Source organism: Aureispira anguillae (genome assembly GCF_026000115.1).
Lineage (GTDB): Bacteria > Bacteroidota > Bacteroidia > Chitinophagales > Saprospiraceae > Aureispira > Aureispira anguillae.
This window is the reverse complement of sequence record NZ_AP026867.1, coordinates 696,672-723,506: the sequence shown is the minus strand read 5'-3', so window position 1 is coordinate 723,506 and position 26,835 is coordinate 696,672. Positions and strand designations below refer to the sequence as shown.

Below are 26,835 nucleotides of genomic sequence, written 5' to 3'. Positions count from 1 at the left end.
TACTTAGCTACGCTGCTAGGTTAGCTCGTAAGCCAGCAAGCTGGGTTCTACGTGGTCGTGATAGAGTTGTCAAAGAATTTGATTTTTTGTTAGCGTAAACCCATCAAGTTCTCTACCCGATGGTTTTTGTGAAAATTAAAATTGGGGCAGCTTTTATCTATTTTTAGATCGCTTTGCTCTAAGCGTGAAACGATCTAGTGTCTAATAGATGGCTAGAAACAGCCCATTCTGTTAAATTTTAAAAACTATCGGGTATGAGTACATCAAGAACAAATACAATAGCTTAATAAAAGACATAGCATGCCCATTAGCCAATTCTTTCGAATTTACTTTTGTGTTTCTTATTGTGTTCTTTTAAGTGTAAAGTATATCTTCTAGTAAAAGCAGGCTAAAACCTCAATCCAGCAGCAAAACCTATCCACATCTTTAGGTTAGTCCCCTCTCTATTGGTTTGGTCAAATAACGTGTAGGGCATTATATTAGAGCCATATTTTTGGCTATCTTCATTGTATAATCTAGATACTAGTGCATTAAATACAGGACCACAAAAAAGGCTAACTCTATCTCTAATTTTAAGATCAAGGGTTACTCTAAATTGATTCAACATATTTAGCTCAGGGGTCCAATATCCATATTCATTAACATGAGCTGTCAACAATTCAAAATTGGTATGCAAAACTTTATTTAGTCTTAATTTTGATCCAACACCAATCCCAATCGTCCAAGTATAAATATTGTCCTCACTTACCTTCCACCCCGTCTGCAAAATGTGATAATATCGCTCGTAGCCAAACTTTGCACCAAAATTTACATAAGTTCCATCTCCTCCAAATACTTCGATACGATTGTACCCATTCTTGCGAACAATATTAATTAAACCTATTGGTACGCCTTTGATACTATCAACAATATTAATCAGCCCTAACATCAAACCGTTGGCGGTTTGGGCATTATTAATAATTCCAATTTGTGCGCCTTCTAAATCCTTGGTTGTATTAATCACCCCCAACTGGGTTCCTTTCACTGCTTTGGCAATATTAATCAATCCTCCAATTTGTGCCCCTTCGACCAATTGCGCAGCGTTTAGAAAACCTGCGATCTGAAACTGGGCTTTGGCACTGATATTAAAAATGTTAGCAAACTGAACTGCGCTTTTTCCTCCCCAAGCAACATTACCAAAACCTGCTATTTGAGAACCAAACAGCTTTCCATTGGCAAAATTAAACAAACCTGATACTTGAAAACCATAAACATCCGTTGCGATATTGCTTACAGCACCAAACTGCATTCCATACAAATCTCTTGCTATATTACCCAATATGCTGATTTGAGTGCCATAGATATTATTTCCCAAGTTCCACAAGCCAGCCAATTGCCAACCAACAATATCCCCTTTGGTAATATTTAGCACTCCAGAAGACTGGATACCATATACATGCCCCTCAATATTATTAAAAAAACCAGCCAATTGTACCCCGTGAACATTCCGTTTAATCGTATTCCCAATTGCTCCAATTTCGAGACCATTAACACCAGCATTGATTCCCCAAAGCACGTTGAAAGAAAATACATTATATCGGTTTCTATATCTAGTATTAGACGCTAAAAACGGCAATACAGAAAATTGTCCAACAGAAGTCTTTATCGTTTTGTATTTTCCTGCTGAAACTCTATTTGTTTCTTTGGATTCCAGTGTATTTTCATAGTCAACATCACCAATATATTTGGTTACTAAGGGTTCAATTTCTGTAGTTGGTATCAACTGTCGCTCAATCGTTTTTATAGGAGGAGCATCCTTAGTAGTGCCAATAATTTCTGAACGTATATCAAAATCAAACAAAGTTCCCCTTTCTAAGGTTTCTTTATCTCTTTCTTCTCGTTTTTCTTCCCGTTCTCGTTTTCGTTTTTGGCGTTCTTTACGTTTTTTATCCTTAAGAGTACCTGGTTTGAGTACCAATTGAGATCCAATCTTAGCATATATAATGTTATTATCGTCAAACAATTGTTCCAGTGTAGCCCTTAATGTTTTTCCTTCACTATGGAAAGATATTTTTTTTTGAAGTTTGAGATGGTCATTACCATACGAAAATCGCACGTTATAGGTTGCACTAATTTGTTCTAATACATCTCCTAATGCGAGTTCTGAAAAATGCACATTAACCCTCTGTGCATCAGAGGGTTCCTGTGCATACAATCCCAAAAAAGATAACAGTAAGAATACTGTCACTATGTTTTTCTTACTAATCATGTGAAAAATCAATTTAAATGCAACGATTATTCACATCCTTGACCAATAAGGATATATTTTTTATTAACTTTTTTTATTTTCAAATCTGTCGGAAACGTAAAGGCAATGGTATTAAATATTTCATCTAGATTTGAATTTCTAAACGTTCCCGTATAATGGCAATTTAATATTTTTCGATCGCCAGTAATTTCTACCTCAAAATACTGCTCTAAGGTTTTAATTACTTCACTCAATTCTGTATTTTTAAACACCAATTCTTGCGTTTTCCATGCAATTGAGTTGACTCCAACCTGTGTTTCCTTCTCTATCGTGTTCTCTTCTATCTTATACACTGCTGCTTCATTCGGTAATAAAAGCACCTTCTCTTTTCTTCCTTTGCGTCCTTCTACTGCTACTTTTCCCGTTAATACAGCTACCTCTACATCTTTATTTTCGTAAGCACGAACATTAAAAGAGGTACCTAAAACTGTTGTTTTGGTAGTAGTTGTAATAATTTCAAACGGTTCACCAGCTTGTTTGGTGACTTCAAAAAAGGCTTCTCCTTTTAAGTGAACACTTCTAGTTGTAAAGCTTTTTTTATAAGAAAGGCTAGACCCCTCATTAAGCATCACAACAGATCCATCTGGTAACGTAATTTCTTTTTGCTCCTTCTTGCCTGTTTCTATTTGTGCCATAGGAGCAAGCACCATTGAATCCTTCTGATAAATCCACCAAAAACTTAAAGCAATCAATCCAATAACGGCAGCAGCAACTTTCCAAGTTAGTAAGGATCGTATGACCGTTTTTTGTTCAGGATATTTTTGATTAAATTTTGTTTCAAACTTGCTCCAAGCTAAATCCGTATCAACTGGCAAATTTTCGGCATAATTTTCAGACAAGTTCCACACTTTTGTGGTTTCCTCAACGAAAGCTTGATTTTCATGATCTTCTTTTGTCCACTGTTCTAATACTTTCTCTTCTTCAGAAGAAGCATTCCCCAATAAAACCTTACTAAGAAGATTAAAATATTTGTCATTACTCATATCTATGATATTGATGCTTTCTATTAATAATGATGCATTTTTTGCGCCTTCCCCCTATTCATTTTTTATTTATTTTTTACAAAAAATAAAACCTTCCTCACAAATAGCTAAAAATCAACAAATTAACAATTAATTATAAAACAAAAAAAACGAAAGAATATATACAATGCTGCTTAAATATGTTTTGAGGGCTGTTCTAAGTGTTTTGAGGGCCTTTGAAATTTGGTTCTCAACCGTTTTGGGAGAGATGTCCAATTTTTGGCTAATTTCTTTATAAGAAAGTTCTTCAAAACGACTTAACATAAAAACCGTTTTGCATTTCGGAGGAAGTGTATCGATGGCTTTATTAACTTGCGCTTGTAGCTCATTATCCATATACATATCTTCTCCACTAGTGGTAGCAGAACTATGATGGTCTGCCATTTCTTCTATGGTATATTTTTTATGCTTGCGAATATAGCCCAAAGCCTCATTAACTGCCATACGGCGTATATAAGCGCCTATCGCTCCTTGAATATTAATCTTATGCCGTTTTTCCCAGAAACGCATAAAAACATCTTGTGCTAAATCTTCTGCAATTCCTTGATCTGATACAATACGATAGATAGCCCGATAAACTGTAGGGTAGTGTTCTTGAAAAATCACTTTCAAAGCAGCTTGATCGTCCAATCTCAATCGTTTTAGTAAATCGTTGTTTTTATCCTCTAGCATTAAATACTCTCATTGTTTATACGCCAGCTTTATCGAAGTGTAGTGTATGCGGATACCGACGCCAAACAAAGTTACATAATATTTCTTGCAGCAAAAAGTGTCAAGACCTTTTATATAAATAGATAAGGTCTAAAGCTTGTGCTTCTCGATTTAGCCCGTCTTGTTCGATTTTTAGAGGTATTTGATTTATTGATTATAGTCAATGAATCTGATTTTTAGTTCAAATACCTTTGTGGGAGATTATTAACGAATTAAATATTTTTTATGAACTCAAATTCTAAAACAGCAAGATTGGCTGGCTTCTTATATTTACTGGTTATCATTTTTGGTATATTTGCACAGTTAGTCGTTCGTTCCAAGCTTTTTATTCCTCATGATCCCAATGGAACTGTTCAAAACATTCTTACCAATCAACAGCTCTTTAGGCTTGGTTTTATGAGCGATTTAATGATGCTAATTGCTTATTTTTTCTTGCCGCTAGTCCTTTATCAGCTACTTAAGTTTGTCCATAAAGAGCAGGCCATTTTAATGGTTCTTTGTTCTATGATTGGGGTTTCAATTATGTGCATCAATATGTTAAATCACTTTGCTGTACTGCTAATTTTAAGAGATCACAACCCGTTAGGAGCTTTTAACACTGCGCAAATTAATGGCTTGGTTTCCTTTTTTCTCGATATGCACAAACACGGCTATCGCATTGCACAAATCTTTTTTGGCTTGTGGTTATTTCCATTGGGTTATTTAGTTTACCATTCCAATTTAATTCCTAAAATAATTGGCACCTTTTTGATGATTTCTTGCGTTTCTTTTTTGATCGACTTCTTTTTGTTTTTTCTACTTCCCAGTTATACCCAAGAACTCTCCGACCTAGTGACTTTTCCAACCATCATTGGAGAATTTTCAATTTGTTTATGGCTTTTAATCAAAGGTGTTCGAACAACTACTACTTAATCCCTCTTTGCGCTATTCGTTTTTTTATTCGGCTCAAAGTCTCTGGTTTTACCCCAAGATAACTAGCCAATTGATACTGAGGTACTCGGTCCAACAGTTCTGGTCTATTTTTAAGTAAATTGATATATCGCTCTGTGGGAGAAGAACGAACAAAAGTAGCAAAAGTTTCTTCGTTATGGATCAAATCCTGCTCTGTCAACAATCGGCTTAATGATTCTAACCTTGGATTTCCTTCAAAAAGCATCGCTTCTTTTTCTCCTGTACAAACAGCAAGGCTAGAAGGTTCTACACAAGCCAGATAATACGTAGACGGGACAGCCTGTTGTTGTTGAGAATGAGTAAGAATAGACTGCCCTTCTGTATAAAAATGGGTAGTTTTTTCTTCTCCATCAACAAGATAATATCGCCTAATACATCCTTTAACTACAAAATATGAAGCGTGCAGTGTTTGCTGTTCTTTTAATAAAAGAGCTCCTTTAGGAAAATTTTTAATGGTTATAGCATTTCGAATGATATTCTTTTCTTCTTCGGTAAGTAGTATATGTTCTGACAAATAGTCTATTATTTCATCGTTCACAATTCCACATTTTGTTCAATATTATATAAATGTTGGGACAAGCTATCAACTGCCAAAATAACTAAGAAGGCTTAACCATTCGTTCGGCAAAAAGCCTTATTAGATTGACCTACAAATACTTTCCCTTCACAGGCACTTATAAATCAACCCAATAAAATGGTATTTTTTTAATTTTTTGTTTCAAAATCAAAACCATGAAGTAGCAGCGCAGGTAATTATTGAACTATTATTAACACTATATTGGCAAAAATGATCAATACATTAATCACAAAATATACATACAATAAAAACCAAGCTACTCCCATACGCTTCTTATTAGATGGAGACGATAGTTCAAAAATTAAAAACAAAATAATAAATAGACACAAGGTTATCAAATGAGGTAGTATAAATATCGCAAAAAGATCAAATCCATAAACCCCTAAAATAAGATTTAGGGCAGTAAAAAGTGTAAAAACGGCTTCAACAATTAACAAAAGGTATAAAGCCGCTTTTTTTGCTTCACCATTGGTCTTCTTATCGGTTACATGATCTAAGATGGAGTACTTCATTTATGCAAAATTGAAACTTATTTCTCCCTGTATAGGAAATAAAGAATATGGTTCTTTGACAAATTGTACTACCTTGCCTGCTTATTACTTCTTTTTTATAAGTTATAGGTCGTAAGTCGTATGCTTAGTTCCTGTGAATACAGGACATACGACTTACGGCTTATAACTTTCTTCTAAAACCACATTAGTGTTTACCGCACGATTTGCCAAAAAACCAAGAATATTTATAAGATAAGGGCTTCCCCTATAATACAAACATTTATTTTACTATAAATAGTTTCTTCTTTGGGCAATTATCCTCTTTCAGATCGCTTTCATTTATCTATCTTTTTCTTTAAAAGGAAAGGTCAATTGTGGTAAGTAACTTTCCTGTTGAGGATATTCTAAATCACTTTCTACCACTCCAACTTCTTCCACGGCTCCTTTTCGGTTGTAATACGTTCCAAAGATTAAATCCCAAAAGGGCAGTATATTTCCAAAATTTTGAGCTTCTTCTAAATCCTTGCTGTGGTGAAAATGATGGATTTGAGGGGTAACAATCAAATAATCTAAAAAGCCCGTCTTGGTTTGTATATTGGCATGAGAAAGATAAGCCACAACCACATGAAGGACTCCTACTAAAAAGATAATTTCTTGGCTAAATCCCAAGATTAAAAGCGGAAACATTTTAAGGAAGGTATTCAAAAGAATATTAATGGGATGAATCCAACTGGTCTTGAACCAATTTAAGAGCTTGGGCAAATGGTGGATGGCATGTATCTTCCATAAAAATGAACTTAGCCACGAATCGGCATTCCCAACATGGCTAACTCTATGATACCAATAAGGCAAAAATTCTCCAATTAAATTGGCGATCACAAAGGTAAATAGAAAAGGTAATCCATCCCATAGGTGTTCTGTTATACTCAAAAAAGGTTGTAAATACAGAACTAGGGATAAAGCCATGGCTTTGCCCAAAGCATCAAATAAGATCGCAGAAAATAGGAGGTGTTTAAAATCGATTCCTAAATCTTGCTTTTTCGCTCTCCAAGTTTGTTTTAATGGTATAATTCGTTCAAACAATAAGATATAAATTGTTGTGAAAACAAATATTAAATAAGCCGACCGTTCAAAATTCCAACGATTGAGTATCGAGCAATAAGCGATTATTGACAATAGGATTAATAAGCATGGAACGACTACAAATGGTAAGGTATTAGATTGTTTCATTATTTCAGTTTACTTTGTAGTCGTAATAACGAAACGAAAAGATGCAGCTTTAGAGGACTAAATTTATTTTTTTTATTTCCAGCAATAATTCGGGTGGCAATTCACAATTCTTTTTCAGATGATAATCTGTGATCTCCCCTCGATCATTATAGAAAATTGTTATACAATCTTCTACTAAGCTTTTTAATTTTTTTCGCCCTCTCTGAATTCTTGATTTTGTAGCGGTTAGGCTTAAATTTAAAAATTGAGCAATTTCTTTTTGAGGTTTTTGTTCAATATCACTTAAATAAAGTGGTTCTGCATATTCTTTAGGCAAGTAATGTTGAATTACAAAACCTGACAAATCACAAATACAGGCACTTGCTTCTTCCTCTATCGTATTCATAGCAGGAAGTTCGGTTGCTTTTTTGTGCTTTCTATAATAATCAGCAATAGAATTTCTGCTTACTTGAAAAAGCCAAGTTTTGTAATTTTTTATGGTTGTTTCTCGATTTAAACTACGATGCAGCTTGATGGCAACTTCCTGCAAAAGGTCTTCTGCTAGCGCATCACTATTGACCTTAGTTTTTATAAAATTAAGTAATAATTGATGGTACTGTTCCCAAATTTGCTCAAATCTCATCTTGCTTTCTGATTATGACAATAAACTCCTAGTCTGCATAACGCATCGTACGAATCGATTGTTTATTCGAAACTCGATTTCTATTTTCCAAATAACGCTGTTGGTCGGCAGTCAAAAAATCGTAATTATTGAGAATAACAACGGTATAGCCATCCAAACCACTCTGCTGGATAATCACCCGATTCGGATAGTTTCTAGATTCACTTTGTTCAAATTCAAAGCGTTCGTTATCAAAACTAACCAACATGTAATCAACCGTGCTCTTATCCTCATCTAAGCTCATCACCAAAAAGGTTTGATTGTTGCGAAATTCAATGCGCATAACCTCTTCAAAAATACGCTCTGCATCATTAGATAATTTATATCCTCTGCCCACCAAAGTAGTTGCATTCTTTAAGGTCCAAACCTCATAAGATTTTCCTTCTAGCTCATGCTCATCGCCCCATTTTCCCAACAGAAAACCAAAGGGGTACAAACTAGGATGAGCAGCAGCCATTGGCGATTTAATTTTCTTATTTGCTTTGTTTTTGTTTACAATTTCACGCCGTTTACCTCTAGCCCTAGTTTTTTTAGAAGTAGCCTTGGGTTTCTTTTTTACTTTAGATTGATTTAGCACCTGCTCTACTGCTGGATTATTATCAATGGTATTGGCTATTTGAGGTACATAACTTCTATTGTAATTTAAATTTTGCTCTGCTTCTTCAGCTATTGGCAAACTATTTAAATACAAATCTGCGTTGGCATTTACTCCCGAAGCAGCACCATGAATCTTATCACTACTCATCATAGTCGCTGCTTTAGGTGTTACCTCTGGTTCTATCAAAATAATATCTTCGGCCTCTTTTTCTCCAACGATTTCAATATCGCCCAATTCTATTTTGGATGGAGCAGAGCGATGACTAAGGGTAGAATTTTGAGTTTGCTGCACTTTTTCGTTAACTGCTTCCACGATTTTTTCTTCTTGCACACGAATTTCTTCTTTTTCCTTATCCTCTACGGCCTCCGTTGGTAAAATGTCATAATCCTCATAAGGCTCTGCATCACTTACAGGAGGTTCTGTAGAGATAGCAAGTGGTTCTGTGAGTTGGTGTTGATTTTGAGTAGCATTTTCTACCATTTTAAATAGATAGATTGAGCCTACAACAGCAACCAATACAGAAGCAGCAGCAAAATACCTAGAAAGCCTAAAAATTTTAGGCGGAGCAGCTTGCGTTGTTACAGGTAATTCCTGCTCCAACTGCAATTCTAATTTTGACCATAAGTCATCAGAAGGTGCTTGCTCTAGCTTATGCTGGTTTTTTATAAACAGTTTAGAAATGTAATCATCTCTGCTCATAATTAAATAATTGTCTTCGGTTTATTTTGTATAATTAAGTATTTATTGGTTCTATATCTATGCAACCTCAATTCTTAATAATATGTTTCTTTATAACCCTATTTTTAATAAAAATTTAATATTTTCTATTCTTTTGCTCCGTCTAATTGCTGCCCAACTGTTCCGATTTTCTAATCATTTGCTGCAATTTTTTCTTTGCCAAGATTAACTGTGACTTAGAAGTATTGATACTAATTCCAAGTTGCTCGGCAATCTCTCTGTGTTTATAGCCCTCTATTACATACAAATTAAATATAGTTCTATACCCTGTCGGCAACTGCTCCAATAATTTTAGAATATCTTGCGCTGCCAAATCATCTTCTACGCTCACCTCAACCGCCCGAACTGGCAATTCACTAATATCGGCATGTTCACTAAACCGATAGTTTTTTCGTAAAAACATCAATGACTCATTCACCATTATTCGCCGAACCCAGCCTTCAAAGCTTCCATTTCCAGAAAAGGTATCTATTTTCTTGAATACTTTGCAAAAAGCTAGCATGAGCACCTCTTCTGTATTTTCGGTCGTCTTAACATAACGTCTACAGACCCCAAACATTTTGGAAGAGAATCGCTGATATAAAGCTTTTTGTGCAAGTCTATCGTTCCGCTTACATCGTTCTATGAGTTCTTGCTCAGTCAAATGATTTCGTTTTAAATGATGTTATTAGTTCAAAACAAAATTAGTGGTGGTTATCAACTAATACTTGAGAGTTATTCTTAGACAAATGAATTGTATCATTTTAAAATTGCCCATTTTATTGTCTATTCAATCAGTAAGATGCAAAATACTACTTTTTTGGTGTACTTTACAGTTCGATAATGTAATTTTATAATTTAATCATTGGTTATCACCTTGTAATTTGGCAATTTATGGATCGACTGAAAGGGATTTTTATTAGTAGTTTGGTTGTTTTTATTGTTTTTGGTACGTTCTTTTCAGCCTATTCACTAGCGCTGGCTCCCTATTCTTGGGCTTGGTTAGGCAATCTGCTAAGTTTTGGTGTAGGAAGCATTTATTTTGGTGGAATCTATTTGATAACAACGCCTAGAACAAGCAAAAATATGTGGGCAACTTGGTTGCCGCTCCTACTAGGAACTCTCCTAGTTATTTATGCTACTTTTGATGCAACTAGCAACTACCTTCCTTTAGCCCTAAATCTATTCATGTTAGCAGGTTGGTTTTTATACACTTACTGGGCAACTGATTTTTCTGGTCGTGATAAAAAATTACTACAAGTAGGTATGCCAATGCCTAACATTACATTAACAAACCTTGAAGGCAACGAAGTTTCCATTGATTCTTTTTTGGGAGCTCCCGCCATTCTTCTATTTTATCGTGGCAATTGGTGCCCATTTTGTATGGCTCAGATCAAAGAATTAGCCCAAGAATACCAGCAAATCCAAGCGAAGGGAGCCGCCTTAGTTTTCATCAGCCCACAATCCCCTAAACACACTAAATACCTCGCTCAAAAATTTGACATTCCCGCTGTATTCTTAAGGGATCAAGACTTAAAAGCAGCAACACAACTTAACTTATTTCATCAGAATGGAACGCCTACAGGAATGGAAGTATTAGGCTTCCAATCGGACAATGTTTTACCAACACTGATTCTCCTAGACGCTCAAGGAATTATTCGCTTCGTAGATTTAACGGATAATTATAGATTAAGACCTGAGCCCAGTCTATATTTAGACCTATTAGCCAACCTTACGTAAGGTATTATTATTCTATTCTTAAAAATAAAAGGGGCTACTCCAACGAGCAGCCCCCCTATCTAATAATAAATATACACTTACTTTGCAACCAGTGCTTCTTAAATTATTATCGTATTAAGGTCATTTCACCTCTCAACATTCGTTCTTCCTGACCAGGAACCTGATAACGTAAAACATAGATATAAACCTCTGTAGGTTGTTCTACCCCATTAAACGTTCCATCCCATTGGGTATCGGTATCTACGCCATCAAATACAATCTGCCCCCAACGGTTATAAATCTTAAATTCTAAAATAAATTGTTTGTCTAAACTAGTTGGACGGAAATAGTCGTTAAAATTATCTCCATTTGGCGTAAAGGCCGTAGGCATCCCTATCAAATCGTTGATATTAACAGTTATTCGAACAGATCCTGTATCCACACAACCATCCGCAGAAGTTGCCGTTACCAATAAGTTGTACGTTCCAGAAGTTGTTGGCTCTGGAGTTACATCGGTAGCAGGAAGTCCAGCGTTGGCAAAATTAACATTGCCCAAACTAGTTGTTTCTGTCCAGCCATAAGTAACCCCATTAGCAGTCTGATCGTTTCCTGCATCGATATTAATAACTGCTCCCCAATTGATCGTCGTATCAGTAATAGGAGCTTGCCCTACAAATGGAGCTACTGTTGGACGAACAGGTTCTTGAATTGAATCTATGTCTGTTATCGTACAACCATTGGCATCCGTTACCGTCAAACTATAAACGCCTGCGTTTAAGTTGGTATTAGAAGCAGTAGTTCCTGCATTTGACCAAGCATAGGTATAAGCTGCTACACCACCCGTTGCGGTAGCATCTAGCACACCAATTGCTTGTCCCAAACAACCTTCTAAGGGTACTGTTGGTACAATTGTCAACGATAAAGGTGCTGGCTCATCGACTACATGTGGTCCTGATGTAACTGTACATCCAGCGGCATCCGTTACCGTTACCGTATAACTATTTCCTCCTACATTGGTAAGGTCTTGATTGCTTCCCCCTCCATTATTCCAGTTATAAGAATAGCTAGGTACACCTCCTGTTACAGAAATAGCAACTCCTCCATCTGAGGCACCATTACACGACACAGAATCTATATTATCCAACGTAATCACAAGCAATGCTGCTTCATTAACAACATGCGGTCCAGAAGTAGCTGTACAACCATTGGCATCCGTTACCGTTACCGTATTTGTACTTCCACTCAGGTTGGCAATATCTTCTGTTTGCTGCCCTCCTGACCATACAAAACTATAGCCCAAAGTACCTCCTGTAGTTGTTATGTTAACGGCTCCATCTGCGGCACCATTACAACTTACACTGTCAATATTATCTAATGTAATGGCCAATACATTGGGTTCAGCAACATCATAAGTTCCTGCCGTCACCGTACAACCTAAAGCATCGGTTACGGTTACCTGATAACTGTTCGCAACAAGCCCACTCAAATCTTCGGTTGTTGCTCCATTGCTCCAATTCCAAGTATACCCTGGCGCTCCCATTGTTGTACTAATGTCAATAGCTCCATCGCTTAAACCATTACAAGAAACAGAATCTATGGTATTTAATGTCACGGTAATTGTAGGAATATCATTAATTGTTACCGAATCAATAGCGGTACAACTGTTAGAATCTGTAATGGTTACGGTATAGGTTCCAGCAATTAGACCTGTTATATCATCTACCGTTGCGCCATTACTCCAACTAAAGCTAAATGGTGCCGTTCCTCCTGTAGCAGAAGTACTAATAAATCCATCTACAATACCAAAACAGCTCTCATTTTTAAAGGTGTCAACTACAACTGCTAATACAACTGGTTCTGTGATTGTGCTAGGACCAAAAGTTGCTGTACAACCATTCGCATCCGTTACCGTCAACGCATAAGTACCACCACTCAATCCTGTATTGTCTTCTGTTGTTGCTCCATTATCCCAAGCAAAACCATACGCTCCTGTCCCACCTGTAACGGTCACAAAAACGCCTCCATCTGCGGCACCATTACACGTCACATGGTGAATACTATCTAATGTAATGTTTATTGCCGTTGGCTCGTTGACAAGATGAGCGCCTGAAGTCACTGTACAACCATTAGAATCCGTTACCGTTACCGTATACGTACCTGCTATTAAGCCCGTTATATCCTGCGTAGTCGCTCCATTATCCCAATTATAGCTAAATGGAATCGTTCCTCCTCCTATCGAAATAAAGACAGCTCCATCATTGCCCCCATTACAATCCACATGTTGTATAGAGTCTAAGGTTGCTACTAAAACGGCTGGTTCATTCACCACATAAGCTGTATCGGTTGCTGTACAACCATTTGCATCGGTTGCCGTCACCGTGTAGGCTGCTCCACTCAATCCTGTTAGGTCTTGCGTCGTGGCTCCTGTTGACCACAAATAGCTATATCCTGCAACACCTCCTGTTACCGTAATTCCAATTGCTCCATCTGCGGCGCCATTACAAGTCACATGATTGATGCTGTCCAATCCAATCACCAATAAAGCATCTTCATTTACCGTATGTGGTCCCGAACTAATGGTACAACCATTCGCATCCGTTACCGTCAACGCATAAGTACCACCGCTCAATCCTGTATTGTCTTCTGTTGTCGCTCCATTATCCCAAGCAAAATTATAGGCTCCTGTCCCACCTGTAACGGTCACAAAAACGCCTCCATCTGCGGCACCATTACAAGTCACATGGTTAATGCTATCTAATGTAATGTTTATTGCCGTTGGCTCGTTGACAAGATGAGCACCTGAAGTCACTGTACAACCATTAGAATCCGTTACCGTTACCGTATACGTACCTGCTATTAAGCCCGTTATATCCTGCGTAGTCGCTCCATTATCCCAATTATAGCTAAATGGAATCGTTCCTCCTCCTATCGAAATAAAGACAGCTCCATCATTGCCCCCATTACAATCCACATGTTGTATAGAGTCTAAGGTTGCTACTAAAACGGCTGGTTCATTCACCACATAAGCTGTATCGGTTGCTGTACAACCATTTGCATCGGTTGCCGTCACCGTGTAGGCTGCTCCACTCAATCCTGTTAGATCTTGTGTCGTGGCTCCTGTTGACCACAAATAGCTATATCCTGCAACACCTCCTGTTACCGTAATTCCAATTGCTCCATCTGCGGCTCCATTACAAGTCACATGATTGATGCTGTCCAATCCAATCACCAATAAAGCGTCTTCATTTACCGTATGAAGTCCTGAACTAATAGTACAACCATTCGCATCCGTTACCGTCAACGCATAAGTACCACCACTCAATCCTGTATTGTCTTCTGTTGTCGCTCCATTATCCCAAGCAAAACTATAGGCTCCTGTCCCACCTGTAACGGTCACAAAAACGCCTCCATCTGCTGCACCATTACAAGTCACATGGTTAATGCTATCTAATGTAATGTTTATTGCCGTTGGCTCGTTGACAAGATGGGGTCCTGTGCTATCCACACAGCCATTTGCGTCGGTTACTGTTACAGTATAAGCACCGCCAGCCAAACCACTAATATCTTCTGTTGTTGCTCCATTGGACCAATTAAAGGTATAATTGGTTGTTCCTCCTGTTGTTGTTATAAACACCGCTCCATTCGCATTGCCATTACAATCCACATGCTGTATAGAGTCTAAGGTTGCTACTAAAACGGCTGGTTCATTCACCACATAAGCTGTATCGGTTGCTGTACAACCATTCGCATCGGTTGCCGTCACCGTGTAGGCTGCTCCACTCAATCCTGTTAGATCTTGTGTCGTGGCTCCTGTTGACCACAAATAGCTATATCCTGCAACACCTCCTGTTACCGTAATTCCAATTGCTCCATCTGCAGCTCCATTACAAGTCACATGATTGATGCTGTCCAATCCAATCACCAATAAAGCGTCTTCATTTACCGTATGCGGTCCTGAACTAATAGTACAACCATTGGCATCCGTTACTGTCAACGTATAAGTCCCCCCACTCAATCCTGTATTGTCTTCTGTTGTCGCTCCATTATCCCAAGCAAAACTATAAGCAGGTGCACCACCTGTTACACTAACAAAAACGCCTCCGTCTGCTGCTCCATTACAAGTTACATGGTTGATGCTATCTAAAGAAATTGTCATTCCTGCTGGTTCATTGACCGTATGTGGTCCTGAAGTTGTCGTACAGCCATTGGCATCCGTTACCGTTAAAGTATAAGCGCCACCACTCAACCCTGTATTATTCTCCGTTGTCACTCCATTGGACCAATTAAAGGTATAATTGGCTGTTCCTCCTGTTGTTGTTATAAAGACTCCTCCATCTCCAAAACCATTACAACTCACATGCACAATAGAATCTAAGGTACTGACCAATACTGCTGGCTCATTGACCACATAGGCGGTATCGGTAATCGTACAACCATTGGCATCCGTTACCGTTACAGTATAAGTGCCACCATTTAACCCCGTTATGTCCTCTGTTGTCGCTCCATTATCCCAAGCAAAGCTATAATTAGTCGTCCCTCCTGTTGTTGTTATAAATACGGCTCCATTTGCATTGCCATTACAATCCACATGATGAATCGAGTCAAGACTTAACGCTAAAACAACTGGTTCATTGACCGTATGTGGACCAGTGCTATCGATACAACCATTGGCATCCGTTACCGTTACGGTATAAGCACCACCATTTAGCCCCGTTATGTCCTCTGTTGTTGCTCCATTCGACCAATTAAAGGTATAATTTGTTGTTCCTCCTGTTGTTGTTATAAACACCGCTCCATTTGCATTCCCATTACAGTCAACATGATGTATAGAATCAAATGCAACGACTAAAGCAGTTGGCTCATTCACTATATGTGGTCCTGATAACATGACACAGCTATTAGAATCTGTAATCGTAACAGAATAAGCCCCTCCACCAAGACCTGTAATATCTTGTGTAGTTGCCCCATTCGACCAATTATAAGTATAAGTTCCGCCAGTGCCCCCTGTTACGGCAATAAAAACGGCTCCATCATTTGCTCCATTACAGGTTACCTCTAAGATAGAATCTAAAGCAACAACAATAGGGCTAATAGAATCTAATGAAATAGATTTAGCAGAAGCGGTACAGCCATTGGCATCCGTTACCGTTACATTGTTGGCTCCTGCATACAAGCCTGATACATCTTGGGTCGTCGCCCCATTATCCCAGAGATAGGTATAAGCAGGTACGCCTCCCGATACCGTCAAATTAACTGCCCCCGTAGGCATATTGGCACATTGTTGATGAATAATAGTATCTACATCTACAACAATAGCTGTTGGTTCATTCACGACATGTGGTCCTGATACAACTTGGCAATTGTTGAGATCGGTCACCGTTACAAAATAGGTACCTCCATTCAATCCCGTAAGATCTTCTGTTGTGCCCCCATTACTCCAAGCATAGGTATATGGGGTGGTTCCCCCTGTTATAGAAATATGAACCGCTCCTGTACTATCCCCATTGCACAATATATGAGTAATAGAATCTAAGGTTGCGGTTAATACACCAGGTTGAGTTACCGTATGCGGTCCCGATATTGCCGTACAACCATTAGAGTCTGTCGCTGTGATGGTATACAAGCCTGCCGCTAAACCAGAAATATCATCGACTGTTTGTCCTGTATTCCATAAATATGTAAAGTTTCCAACACCGCCCCCTGCTGTCGTGTTGATATAAGCATCGTTTGCTCCATTACAACTAATATTTTGTAGGGTATCCAAATCTAATGTAATAGCGGGAACAGAATCTAATAAAATAGATTTAGAAGAGGCTGTACAGCCATTAGCATCTGTCACCGTTAAGTTAATCGCTCCTGCTCCTAACCCTGTTACATCTTGGGTTGTGGCTCCATTATCCCAAATATAAGTATAACCAGGTACTCCCCCTGTAACGGTCAGATTAACCGCTCCATTCATGTCCCCTTCACACTCAATATTAATAATGGTGTCTGTTATTACATTAATAACAGGTGGGGCATTAATCGTTAAAACATTAGACACAGTTACCCCACTGAGCCCGTCTGTTACGGTTACCACAAAAGACCCAGAAAAGAGCCCTGTTAAATCTTGGGTTGTAGCTCCATTGCTCCAAGCATAAGTAAAAGGTGGCGTTCCTGCAACACTAATTAAAATGGCTCCATCGGCTGAAGCATTGCAGGTAGCATGGATAATAGTATCTACTGTAAGTGTAGCTTGCCCCTTAGTTTTTGTAGACCACAAAAAGGTTACCACTAAGACCAAGCAACATTGAATGAAAAATTTCATCATAATTATTTTAGCAATAAAATAGGTTGATTTTTGACATTACTCCGTTGCAAAATCGTATTCAATTGATTATCAAAATGATGCATTTTTACTACTCAAAATATTAATTATTTGATAATCAATCGAATGCAAGATGTTTTTTTGCTTTTTTTTGTAAAAAAGCAAAAAATTAACGGAGTATTATTTTGAGTAAAATGCTGAATTATTTTATACGGTTAATTCAGTGCCCCAAAAGTATGTTTTTTTTCGGAATATGTCTCTATAAATGCTGTAATCTAAACAGTATAAATACAGAACTAATTTATTGGTTTTGAAAAAAATTGAAAAAAAATAGAGTGTACCTAAAAGTACACTCTATCTATTATCTATTCCGAGCTTTATTCTTTTAAAATTACTACTCGTTTGGTAGTGTATTGCCCAGCAGAAGAAATTTTCATCATATAAGTGCCAGAAACGGTATTGTCTACCTCTATGCGGATACGATCTTGAATAGATTGTGCATCATAAGTGCGTTCTATGATTCGTTGTCCAAGTGTATTAAACACCTCCACTTGAATTTCTTCAGCAGGATTTTGTGTAAACTCAATATAAACGGTTCCAGTTGATGGATTAGGGTATACCTTAAACTCCATCCCTTCCAGTTCAACTAATCCTGTCGTAAAGCTCACCACAAAAGCAGTGTCTAATGTACAACCATTCACATCGGTTATTGTAACTTGATAAGTACCAGGCAATACATTGGTCAAATCTTCTGTTGTCGCACTATTGGACCAAACAAACGTATAAGGAGCACCAGCATTCCCCAGTGTTATATCAACAGCTCCATCACTACAAGTCGAGCAGGAAGCAGTCGTTGTATCACTTGCAATCAAAGTCACAGGATTACCAATATTAGGAATGACAATTGGTGGTACCAACTCACAGCCATTTGCATCTGTAATTGTAACACCATAGGTTCCTCCCGTCAAACCAGTAACCGCTGAAACGGTTGCTCCTGTACTCCAAGCATAAGTATAAGGTGGAGTTCCACCTGTCACGGTTAAGGACATTCCTCCATTTGCCAATCCACAAGTAGCCGCAGTTGGAGTAGAATTAACTCCTAGCCCTCCACCAGAATTTGGTACAGTATAGCTATTGGTCAAGATACATCCTGTCGCATCGGTAATGGTTACGCCATAAGTTCCAGAAACCACTCCATTAAGGTCATCTGTTGTCGCTCCATTGCTCCATACAAACGTATAAGGAGCTGTTCCTCCCACCGTTGTTGTATTTACAACACCATCTGCTGCTGCACAGTTTGCAGGAGTTATTGTCGCTGAAGAATTAAAATTATTGGTGTTGTTATTAATGGTATAAGATTGTATGGTTGCACAACCTGCATTATCGGTAACCGTAACGGTGTAGCTTCCTGCTGATAAGCCCGAAAGATCTTCTGTTACGGCGCTGTTAGACCAAGCAAAAGTATAACTAGGAGTACCTCCTGAAACAGTTAGGTCAATAGCTCCTGTTCCATCGCCACACTGTTCATCCGTCAATTGAGCCCCCGCTATTCCAAATCCAAAAGTATTGTTAGTTAGTGTTACAGAATCACTAACCTCGCAACCATTATTATCGGTTATTGTCAAACTATATGTTCCTGCTTGTACCCCTGTCAAATCCTGAGTAGTTGCACTGTTAGACCATAAATACGTTAAGGTCAAAGGTGTTGTTGAAGCACAACTCGTTGAATAAGCCGATCCAATTAATGGACTTGGCCCGTCAGAGAACAAGGTTGTTGTTCCCAATACTAATTCATAACTATTTTCAGTATCAAAAGGTCCTGAGTTATAAATCAATTCAATTGTTCCACCATTAGGTACCACAATATTAGCCGATGAACCAGAACCTATCGCCGAGTAATTTCCGACCGATACTCCATTCACCAAAACATCTATAAATGCACCATTCCAATCATCACCAAAAGAATCAAACATATTCAGTACATAAGTACAAGGAACAGTATCTCCTGAAATATAAACATCAATACTACCATTGGCTTGTGAGCAAGTTTCATCAATATGTACCATAGAATCGATGCTTACGGTTCCTTGATCATTCAAAACAACATAGTTTTCAATGGCAGAACAGCCACCTCCAGGTCCAACATTCACACTAATGGTAACCGTGTATGTTCCTGCTGACAACCCTGCAATATCCTCTGTCGTTGCACCAGTTGACCATACAAAGTCAGGAGTTGGACCAGGACCAGGACCTCCACCTAAACTAACCTGAATATCAATAGAACCTGTAGCGTCTCCACATAGCTCGTTAACAATCACGGTGTCATCTACCGTAAAGAAAGCGTCATTGCCCACCACAAAGGAGTCAATCAATTGACATCCATTGGCTTCTGTAATTGTAATAGAGTGCGTACCAGGGAAAACATTGGTTAGATTCTGGCTCGTAGCTCCTGTACTCCAATTATAAGTTAATGGAGCAACACCTCCTGTGAGTGTTAAGGTCACTTCCCCATCATTATTCCCACAAAAAGCATCGTTAATCGTTGAATTGGTAATGGTTATAGAACTAGAGGTATTGCTGATGGTATCCGCAAAAACAAATAAACAGCTTGCCCCATCGGTAATGGTACAGGTATAAATGCCTGCTGATAAACCTGTAAGATCTTCTGTTACGGCACCATTTGACCAATTAAAACTATAGGGAGTTGTTCCTCCTGAAACGGTCATATCAATCGCTCCTGTTCCATCTCCACAAGTCTCATTGGTCGAAATAGCAGAAGCAGTAATTCCATTCGCATTGTTAATAACAGTATAGGATTCTACTAAATTACAACCTGTATTATCCGTAATTGTTACCGTATAAGTGCCTGCTGTTAACAAAATAATATCTTCTGTTCCAGAGCCATTACTCCATGCAAAAGAATAAGGCAAAGCACCTCCTGCAATTGTCAGATCAATAGCTCCTTGTCCATTTCCGCAAGTTTCGTTAGTAATAGTCGTATCTGAGACCACCAAACCATTGGTATTGTTATTCACGGTATAACTGTTACTTGCTGTACAGCCATTACTTGGGTCGGTTACCGTAATGGTGTAAGTACCTGCCGTCAAACTGGCTATATCTTCTGAAGTTGCCCCATTTGACCACAAGAACGTTGGAGCTAGTACTCCAGTAACTGTTACATCAATCGTACCATTTGCTTGACCACAAATCTCATCTGTTTGTGTATTTAAACTTACATTAACAAGTCCACTATTATTATTAACTGTATAGTTTTGACTAACAGAACAACCATTGGTATCGGTTACCGTTAGACTATAATTACCTGCCAATAAATTAGAAAGCGCATTGGTTCCTTGCCCCACAAAAGAACAAGTAACCGCTTCTGAATAAGCGATTCCTCCAGAAAATGGATTAGGTCCATCTTGGAATACGGTATCTCCTGCCGAATTTAACAACAAATATAAGTTGTTGCCATTTTGAGCGGCAGCGATGTATTCTACAGCAATTGTATCTCCAGTACAAACAGGAATTGCAGCATCATTAAAGCTATTTCCTGGTCCAGGAGGAACCGTAAAGGAACCATATAATGAATTATTAATGTAAACATTTACCGAAGGAGGTGGCGTTCCTCCCCATCCATTGCCATTCAAATCATACATATGAAGTTGGTAAGAACAACATGGGTTTGTAGCAACTGCTGACCAATTATAGGTATAAGGTTGTCCACCACCTGTTACAGTAGTCGTTATCGATCCTATTCCTTGGTTACAAGCATCATCTACAATAGAATTACTAGCAATTTGTAGGTTGCCACCCAAATCCTGAACAGTACCAGAATAATTTGTGGTACAACCACCAGCATCAGTTACAACACAAGTATAAGTCCCTCCTGTCAAACCCGTAAGGTTTTGAACGGTTGCTCCATTCGACCACAAGTAAGTATAAGGGCTAGTTCCGTTAGAAACGGTCAAATAAATTGCTCCGTTAGAAGCACCACAAGTAGCATTAACAATACTATCGTTAGAAACAACCAAAGAGCCTGGATCATTTTGGATGCTAGAAGAATGTGTAACCACACAACCATTGGCATCGGTTACCGTTCCTGCATAAACACCTGCATTTAAACCCGTCAAATCTTCTGTTACTCCTCCATTCGACCAAACATAAGTAAAGGGCGCCTGACCACCAGTTAAGGTAACATCAATTGCTCCTGTCCCATCTCCACAATTTTCATTCGTAGTATTCGTTCCCACCAATTGAAAATTAGCAGAGTTATTATTAACGGTATAAGAATTGCTAACTACACAGCCATTGGCATCGGTTACCGTCACTGCATAGTTTCCTGCACTCAAAGCTGTCAAATCTTCGGTTACAGCAGCATTGGACCATAAATAGGTATAAGTTGGCGTACCACCAGCAATTGTAATATCAATCGCCCCTGCACCATCTGTACAATTTTCGTCCGTTACCTGAGCATTAGAAATCGATAAACCTCCTGCATTGTTCTGAACTGTTTCTGTTATAGTCATAGAACAACCTGAGGCATCACTAACCGTACAAGTATAGGTTCCTGCTGACAAAGCGGTTAAGTCCTCTGTTGTTGCAGTATTCGACCACAAGAACGTTAGAGGAGCTGTCCCTCCATTTACAGTAATATCAATCGCCCCTGCTCCATTGCCACAAATTTCATCCGTTACCGTATGCGTTCCTTGTGATAAGGTTCCAGAGCTATTGTTTATGGTATAGGGACCTGCGATTAAATCACAACCCGAAGCATCTGTTATCGTACAAGTATAGGTTCCTGATGACAAGTTAGTTAAATCTTCTGTTGTTGCTGTATTAGACCATAAGAAGGATAGTGGCGCTGTTCCTCCTGATACATTGAGGTCAATAGAACCAGCTCCATTGCCACAGACCTCATTGGTAATAATTTGACCATTAAGCGATAAGGTTCCTGTATTATTTTGAACATTTGCATTTCCAGATACCGTACAACCAATAGCATCTGTAATTGTAATTGTATATGAACCACCTTGAATATTGGCTAAATTTTGTACTGTACTGCCATTTGACCAAAGATAAGTAGTTGGTGCAGTCGCTCCTGAAACAACAATCCCAACAGAACCATCACTTTGCCCACAGGTCTCATCTACAATAACGGTATTGTCAATACTCAATGCACCAGGGTCATTATTCACTGTAGCATTTGCATAAACTGCACAACCGACAGAGTCCGTAATCGTACAATTGTAATTTCCAGCTGATAAATTGGATAAATCCTCTGAGGTAGAGCTATTACTCCAAGCAAATGTTAATGGTCCCGTATTGCCAGATACCGTAATATCTACACTTCCTGTTCCACTACCACAGGTTTCGTCCTGTGCTTGAACGGCATCTAGTGATAATGAACCGCTATTATTCGCTACGTTTAAGGTATTGGTGTGAATAGCACAACCACTGTTGTCGGTTACTGTTGCAGCATAGGTTCCTGCTGATAAACCCGTCAACATAGAGTTTGTTGCGCCTGTATTCCAACTATAGGTATATGGAGTTTGTCCTCCTGAAACCGTCAAGGTAATTTCCCCTTGTCCATTACCACAGGTTTCATCATCTACATCCACATTATCAAAGGTTAGACCGCCTGCATTGTTATTAATCACATAACTTGGAGTTGTCACAGTACAACCACCAGCATCTACTACCGTACAAGTATAGGTTCCTGCTGACAAGCCTGTTAAATCTTCTGTTATCGCACCATTTGACCATGTAAAAGTATAAGGTTGTTGCCCTCCACTAAAAACAATATCAATAGAACCTGCTCCATTAGAACAAACTTCGTCTACTGCATTGCCATAAGTTTGAGCAAAATTCCCAGCATTATTGGTAACAGTACCATTGTTAACATATTTACAACCATTTCCATCCGTTACTGTCAAGCTATAAGCTCCTGCGGATAAACCAGTAAGATCCTGAGAAGTAGCACCATTTGACCACAAATAGGTATAAGGTTGAGCGCCCCCTGAAATCACAGCATCAATTGCTCCAGCAGCATTGCCACAATATTCATTGGTTACATTCATAGCAGTGATGCTAATTCCGCTTGTTTGATTGATAATTGTAAAACTCATCGTGTCTGTACAACTAATAGCATCCGTTACGGTAACCGCATAAGTACCTGCTGATAGACCTGAAAGGTCTTGAGAAGTAGCACCATTCGACCAATTATAAGTGATTGGACCACTTGTTGTGAAAACAGTAATGTCGATAGATCCTGTCCCATCTGCACAGTTTTCATTGGCAACCAGAAAACTAGTAATGTCTAAATCACAACTAGGAACACAATTACCAACTAAATTAATTACTGTAAAAGAATCTACTTTTGTACAGTTGTTCGCATCTGTAACCGTTACATAATAATTTCCTTGTTGTAAATCATCAATATTTTGATTGGTTTCTCCATTCGACCAAGCATAAGTAAAAGGATGCATCCCTCCTTGTAAAGAGATGTTAATAATTCCTTCTTGATCTCCACAATTTTCATTGGTGATCGACGAAGTTATAACAATTGCAGCAGCAGCATTGATGGTATAACTTTCCACTCCTATACAGCTACCATCTGAAACCGTTACGGTATAAGTACCAGGAGCTAGATTTGATAAATCTTCATTGGTTGTACCATTGGACCAATTGTAGGTAAATGCACCTGCTCCTACCGAAAGATCAATGGCTCCGTTGTTCGCCCCTTCACAAGTTTCATGGGTAAGATTAGCACTAATAGCAACAGAGCCTGTATTGGATAAGTTGACGGTATAATTAAATGTACAACTCATCGTGTCTGTTATTGTCACGTTATAAGAGCCTGCTGGCAGACCTGAAATATCTTCTACCGTAGCCCCATTTGACCATGCAAAGGTAAATGGAGCATGGTTTCCTGTAGTCGTTAAATCAATAGCACCATCTGACAAGCCACAGCCAGGGTTTGTAGCGGTGTGAGAGATAAGTGGCGCAGGTGGTTCTGTCAACGTTACAATAGAATCTGGCAAATCAGTTTGTAAACTAATTGACCAATCAAAAATATATCCGTTGTCTTGAGAAAAATTATCGGTTACTCTCAAGGTCCAGTTGCCATTCAAATTAGTCCCCAATAAACCAAAGAAAGATTGGCGAGGGGCATAAGAGCCTGCTGGCAAATAATAATCGGTATAAGAGTTACCTGCCAATGTAGTAAAGGTATGAGATGGCGGTGGTCCAGGAGGAGTAGTAGAAACCATATCATTCATAGTGGCATAAGTTGGTGAATTTGTCCAACAATATTGATACCCCACGCCAGGATTTGTATTAGAAGTACTCCAGTTATCAGTAGGACCTGAAGCAATCGGCTCTCCAAGATCGCAAGTATTTACTCCAGAACCTGTTGTTCCCACATTCTTTAATTGGATAGACTGACCACTTGGCGCAACCAATTCAATGGTCAAATCACTCGCATAAGAGTGTTCCATTGTAGCGCAAATGGAGTTAATTTGTTGGATTGAGTTTAGGGTTTGCCCTGCATTAAAACCACTAATGGTAATATCTGAAGTATAAGAGGCTCCCGTTCCATCAGGCAAAAAGGTTTGTCCTGCATTAAAATTGCCCCCGACAACTATCGCATCAGCAGTACAGCCGTATTGATCCGAAATTCTCAGCAAATAAGAGGTTGCATCCAAGCCAGTAATAGGCAAAGCGGTTGCAGGAATGGTATTGGATACTCCTGTTGCAGTATCAATATAAGTGACATTATAAGGAGGCGCTCCTCCCGTTATATTTACTCCAATGGAGCCAGATGCATTTCCATTACAGGTTAAATTTGTCCCTAAAGCATCAAAAGTAATAGAAGTAGCATCATCAATGTACAACAAAACTGTATCTTCTGGAGCACAAGAAGAAGGACTATAATAGAGTTCAATTGTTTCTCTACCTTCTGTTATTCCATCTGCGAGTGCATTTACAATTAGAGTAGAAGATGTTTGCCCCGCAGGGATTGTAATAATAGAATCAATAAAAGAATAATCTACCCCATTCAAGGCTGTTCCTCCTAGACGAATTGGAATATTTAAGTCTGTAGTAGCTGTTGCTCCTAGATTAAATGTAAATCGTGCAGGAATACAGCCTTCCAAAGCCGTTGTATCTGTACTTACTGTTGTTGAATTTACAGCAATACTATTGGAAACCAATGAATTTTCTTGCAATAATACCCCCGAATCTAGTCGATCGTCTGAGCCATCTGCAATACGCAGGGATAATTTATAAACACCGCAAGGTGTTAAATTGGTTCTCCTTGCTTTCATCAAGGTTGTAAAGCCATCAAATTCGACATTTACAGTAGCTGCTGTATTGTCATTGTAAAATTGCCAAAATGAACCATTATTAATACTGTTGATCGTTACAGGGGTAGTCGTCCCTGGCACTACAGCCAAGTTTTCTTGTCCTGTAATCCCTGGCCCACTAATGTAAAAAGCAAATACATCATTAAACCCAGTGTTTACAAATTCATTATATTCTTCCGATAAGAATACAAAGTTAAATTCTAGTTCATCTCCTTGTACCTCAAATTCAAATTCAAAAACAACCGCATCCTGAGTAGCAAATCCAGCCAAGGCTGCCAAATCAGGATCTCCTGGCAAATTATAAGCAGTAGAAGTTCCTCCATTGACATTTGGTCCTACAGCATCATTGATGTCTCCTGTAGATAAAATCACTCCTGAGGACAGTCCTAAGCCTGTACCCGTGAAATTAAACAAACCATACTGGCTTGTATCTCCAACAATGGACGGATTAATAATGTTAATGTTTGCCCCTGCTAAATTATTCCCCAATTGTTGAGCTGTAAATCCTTTTTGGACGGACAACTGACCATGAGTAACAATTACTGTGACAAACAAAAAGGCGAGCATTAAAGATAATCTCATCATTTTGTACGTTTTTTTAAGAAGAGGTAATATCCAATAAGATATTCATTAGACTATTCATCTTATCCAATCTACCTATTAGTAAATGAATCCAATGAAATGTGGCGATGTATACGTAACATAAGCGCATAAAATACTTAAAAATAAGAATAACATAAAATTGGATTTTATTTTTGGATAAAAAATAAAGTATCAAAATCCCAATAAATACAGCTTTCTTCTAAAAGTATCAAACGCAAAACAGGTTTGATATTAAACCTATATCAAACAGATTCTTATTTCAAAAAAAACACAAAGAAAACACTGATAACTAAGATATTATCACACTAAAATTTCACCTCCATAATTCTTATTAATGGAGTTATTTTTTCTTGTATAAGTCTAAAATAGGTGGGAACTATTCGGCAATTAAGTTGAACTGTCTTGCTTTAACAAAATTATAGAAAAAATAGATAAAACACTAACTTTTAGTGTCAAAATATGTTTTTAGCCCAACTTAAAAAATAACATTACATTCCCCGTTCTCCAATAAAATTATTTTTGTACTAACTTAAAATGACAATTTTTAGTTTTTATAGGCAATAAGTAGTTCTATAAATAGTTTAAATAAGTGTTT

The 26,835-nt window shown here is 38.3% G+C and carries 13 protein-coding genes; 2 read left to right on the top strand and 11 right to left on the bottom strand.

The window, feature by feature from the left end; genetic code table 11:
* Positions 1-388: 388 nt before the first annotated feature.
* From AsAng_RS02590 to AsAng_RS02580, 3 genes are all read right to left on the bottom strand, one after another.
* Positions 389-2,248, bottom strand: a complete 1,860-nt coding sequence (locus tag AsAng_RS02590) for a hypothetical protein (RefSeq protein ID WP_264791217.1) — start codon at positions 2,246-2,248, stop codon at positions 389-391.
* Positions 2,249-2,274: 26 nt separating this feature from the next.
* Positions 2,275-3,270 (bottom strand): FecR family protein, encoded by a 996-nt coding sequence (locus AsAng_RS02585; RefSeq protein ID WP_264791216.1) that lies wholly within the window; start codon positions 3,268-3,270, stop codon positions 2,275-2,277.
* Between the two features lie 129 nt (positions 3,271-3,399).
* Entirely contained in the window at positions 3,400-3,981 is a 582-nt protein-coding gene (locus AsAng_RS02580; RefSeq protein WP_264791215.1) for an RNA polymerase sigma factor, read from the bottom strand.
* Positions 3,982-4,245: 264 nt separating this feature from the next.
* Between AsAng_RS02580 and AsAng_RS02575 the strand changes: the two genes are divergently transcribed.
* Positions 4,246-4,932 (top strand): DUF4386 domain-containing protein, encoded by a 687-nt coding sequence (locus AsAng_RS02575; protein ID WP_264791214.1) that lies wholly within the window; start codon positions 4,246-4,248, stop codon positions 4,930-4,932.
* Here AsAng_RS02575 and AsAng_RS02570 read toward each other — a convergent pair.
* From AsAng_RS02570 to AsAng_RS02545, 6 genes are all read right to left on the bottom strand, one after another.
* The gene (locus tag AsAng_RS02570; RefSeq protein WP_264791213.1) at positions 4,925-5,509 is read right to left on the bottom strand and encodes a Crp/Fnr family transcriptional regulator; all 585 of its coding nucleotides are present in this window, start codon (positions 5,507-5,509) and stop codon (positions 4,925-4,927) included. The two genes, AsAng_RS02575 and AsAng_RS02570, sit on opposite strands and share 8 nt — an antisense overlap.
* A gap of 215 nt (positions 5,510-5,724) precedes the next feature.
* On the bottom strand, positions 5,725-6,060 hold the full coding sequence (locus AsAng_RS02565; protein ID WP_264791212.1) for a hypothetical protein: 336 nt from the start codon (positions 6,058-6,060) through the stop codon (positions 5,725-5,727).
* Positions 6,061-6,378: 318 nt separating this feature from the next.
* Positions 6,379-7,269 carry a sterol desaturase family protein gene (locus tag AsAng_RS02560; RefSeq protein ID WP_264791211.1) on the bottom strand — a complete coding sequence of 297 codons (891 nt, stop codon included), beginning with the start codon at positions 7,267-7,269 and terminating at the stop codon, positions 6,379-6,381.
* A 49-nt stretch (positions 7,270-7,318) separates the two neighbouring features.
* Positions 7,319-7,891, bottom strand: coding sequence for a sigma-70 family RNA polymerase sigma factor (locus AsAng_RS02555; protein ID WP_264791210.1), 573 nt, complete (start codon positions 7,889-7,891; stop codon positions 7,319-7,321).
* Positions 7,892-7,919: 28 nt separating this feature from the next.
* Positions 7,920-9,227, bottom strand: coding sequence for a DUF6265 family protein (locus AsAng_RS02550; protein ID WP_264791209.1), 1,308 nt, complete (start codon positions 9,225-9,227; stop codon positions 7,920-7,922).
* Positions 9,228-9,369: 142 nt separating this feature from the next.
* Positions 9,370-9,909, bottom strand: a complete 540-nt coding sequence (locus tag AsAng_RS02545) for an RNA polymerase sigma factor (protein WP_264791208.1) — start codon at positions 9,907-9,909, stop codon at positions 9,370-9,372.
* A gap of 230 nt (positions 9,910-10,139) precedes the next feature.
* Between AsAng_RS02545 and AsAng_RS02540 the strand changes: the two genes are divergently transcribed.
* The gene (locus AsAng_RS02540) at positions 10,140-10,985 is read left to right on the top strand and encodes a peroxiredoxin family protein (RefSeq protein ID WP_264791207.1); all 846 of its coding nucleotides are present in this window, start codon (positions 10,140-10,142) and stop codon (positions 10,983-10,985) included.
* Positions 10,986-11,091: 106 nt separating this feature from the next.
* On the opposite strand, the gene AsAng_RS02535 is transcribed toward AsAng_RS02540, so the two are convergent.
* Positions 11,092-17,274 carry a T9SS type B sorting domain-containing protein gene (locus tag AsAng_RS02535; protein WP_264791206.1) on the bottom strand — a complete coding sequence of 2,061 codons (6,183 nt, stop codon included), beginning with the start codon at positions 17,272-17,274 and terminating at the stop codon, positions 11,092-11,094.
* A gap of 374 nt (positions 17,275-17,648) precedes the next feature.
* A complete protein-coding gene (locus AsAng_RS02530; protein ID WP_264791205.1) occupies positions 17,649-26,222 on the bottom strand; it encodes a choice-of-anchor L domain-containing protein in 8,574 nt (2,857 codons plus the stop codon).
* Between the last annotated feature and the right edge of the window lie 613 nt (positions 26,223-26,835).

Excerpts from the sequence above, each read along its gene's own strand:
- AsAng_RS02590 (WP_264791217.1), bottom strand. The coding sequence starts at position 2,248 with ATGATTAGTAAGAAAAACATAGTGACAGTATTCTTACTGTTATCTTTT.
- AsAng_RS02585 (WP_264791216.1), bottom strand. The coding sequence starts at position 3,270 with ATGAGTAATGACAAATATTTTAATCTTCTTAGTAAGGTTTTATTGGGG.
- AsAng_RS02580 (WP_264791215.1), bottom strand. The coding sequence starts at position 3,981 with ATGCTAGAGGATAAAAACAACGATTTACTAAAACGATTGAGATTGGAC.
- AsAng_RS02575 (WP_264791214.1), top strand. The coding sequence starts at position 4,246 with ATGAACTCAAATTCTAAAACAGCAAGATTGGCTGGCTTCTTATATTTA.
- AsAng_RS02565 (WP_264791212.1), bottom strand. The coding sequence starts at position 6,060 with ATGAAGTACTCCATCTTAGATCATGTAACCGATAAGAAGACCAATGGT.
- AsAng_RS02560 (WP_264791211.1), bottom strand. The coding sequence starts at position 7,269 with ATGAAACAATCTAATACCTTACCATTTGTAGTCGTTCCATGCTTATTA.
- AsAng_RS02555 (WP_264791210.1), bottom strand. The coding sequence starts at position 7,891 with ATGAGATTTGAGCAAATTTGGGAACAGTACCATCAATTATTACTTAAT.
- AsAng_RS02550 (WP_264791209.1), bottom strand. The coding sequence starts at position 9,227 with ATGAGCAGAGATGATTACATTTCTAAACTGTTTATAAAAAACCAGCAT.
- AsAng_RS02540 (WP_264791207.1), top strand. The coding sequence starts at position 10,140 with ATGGATCGACTGAAAGGGATTTTTATTAGTAGTTTGGTTGTTTTTATT.
- AsAng_RS02535 (WP_264791206.1), bottom strand. The coding sequence starts at position 17,274 with ATGATGAAATTTTTCATTCAATGTTGCTTGGTCTTAGTGGTAACCTTT.
- AsAng_RS02530 (WP_264791205.1), bottom strand. The coding sequence starts at position 26,222 with ATGATGAGATTATCTTTAATGCTCGCCTTTTTGTTTGTCACAGTAATT.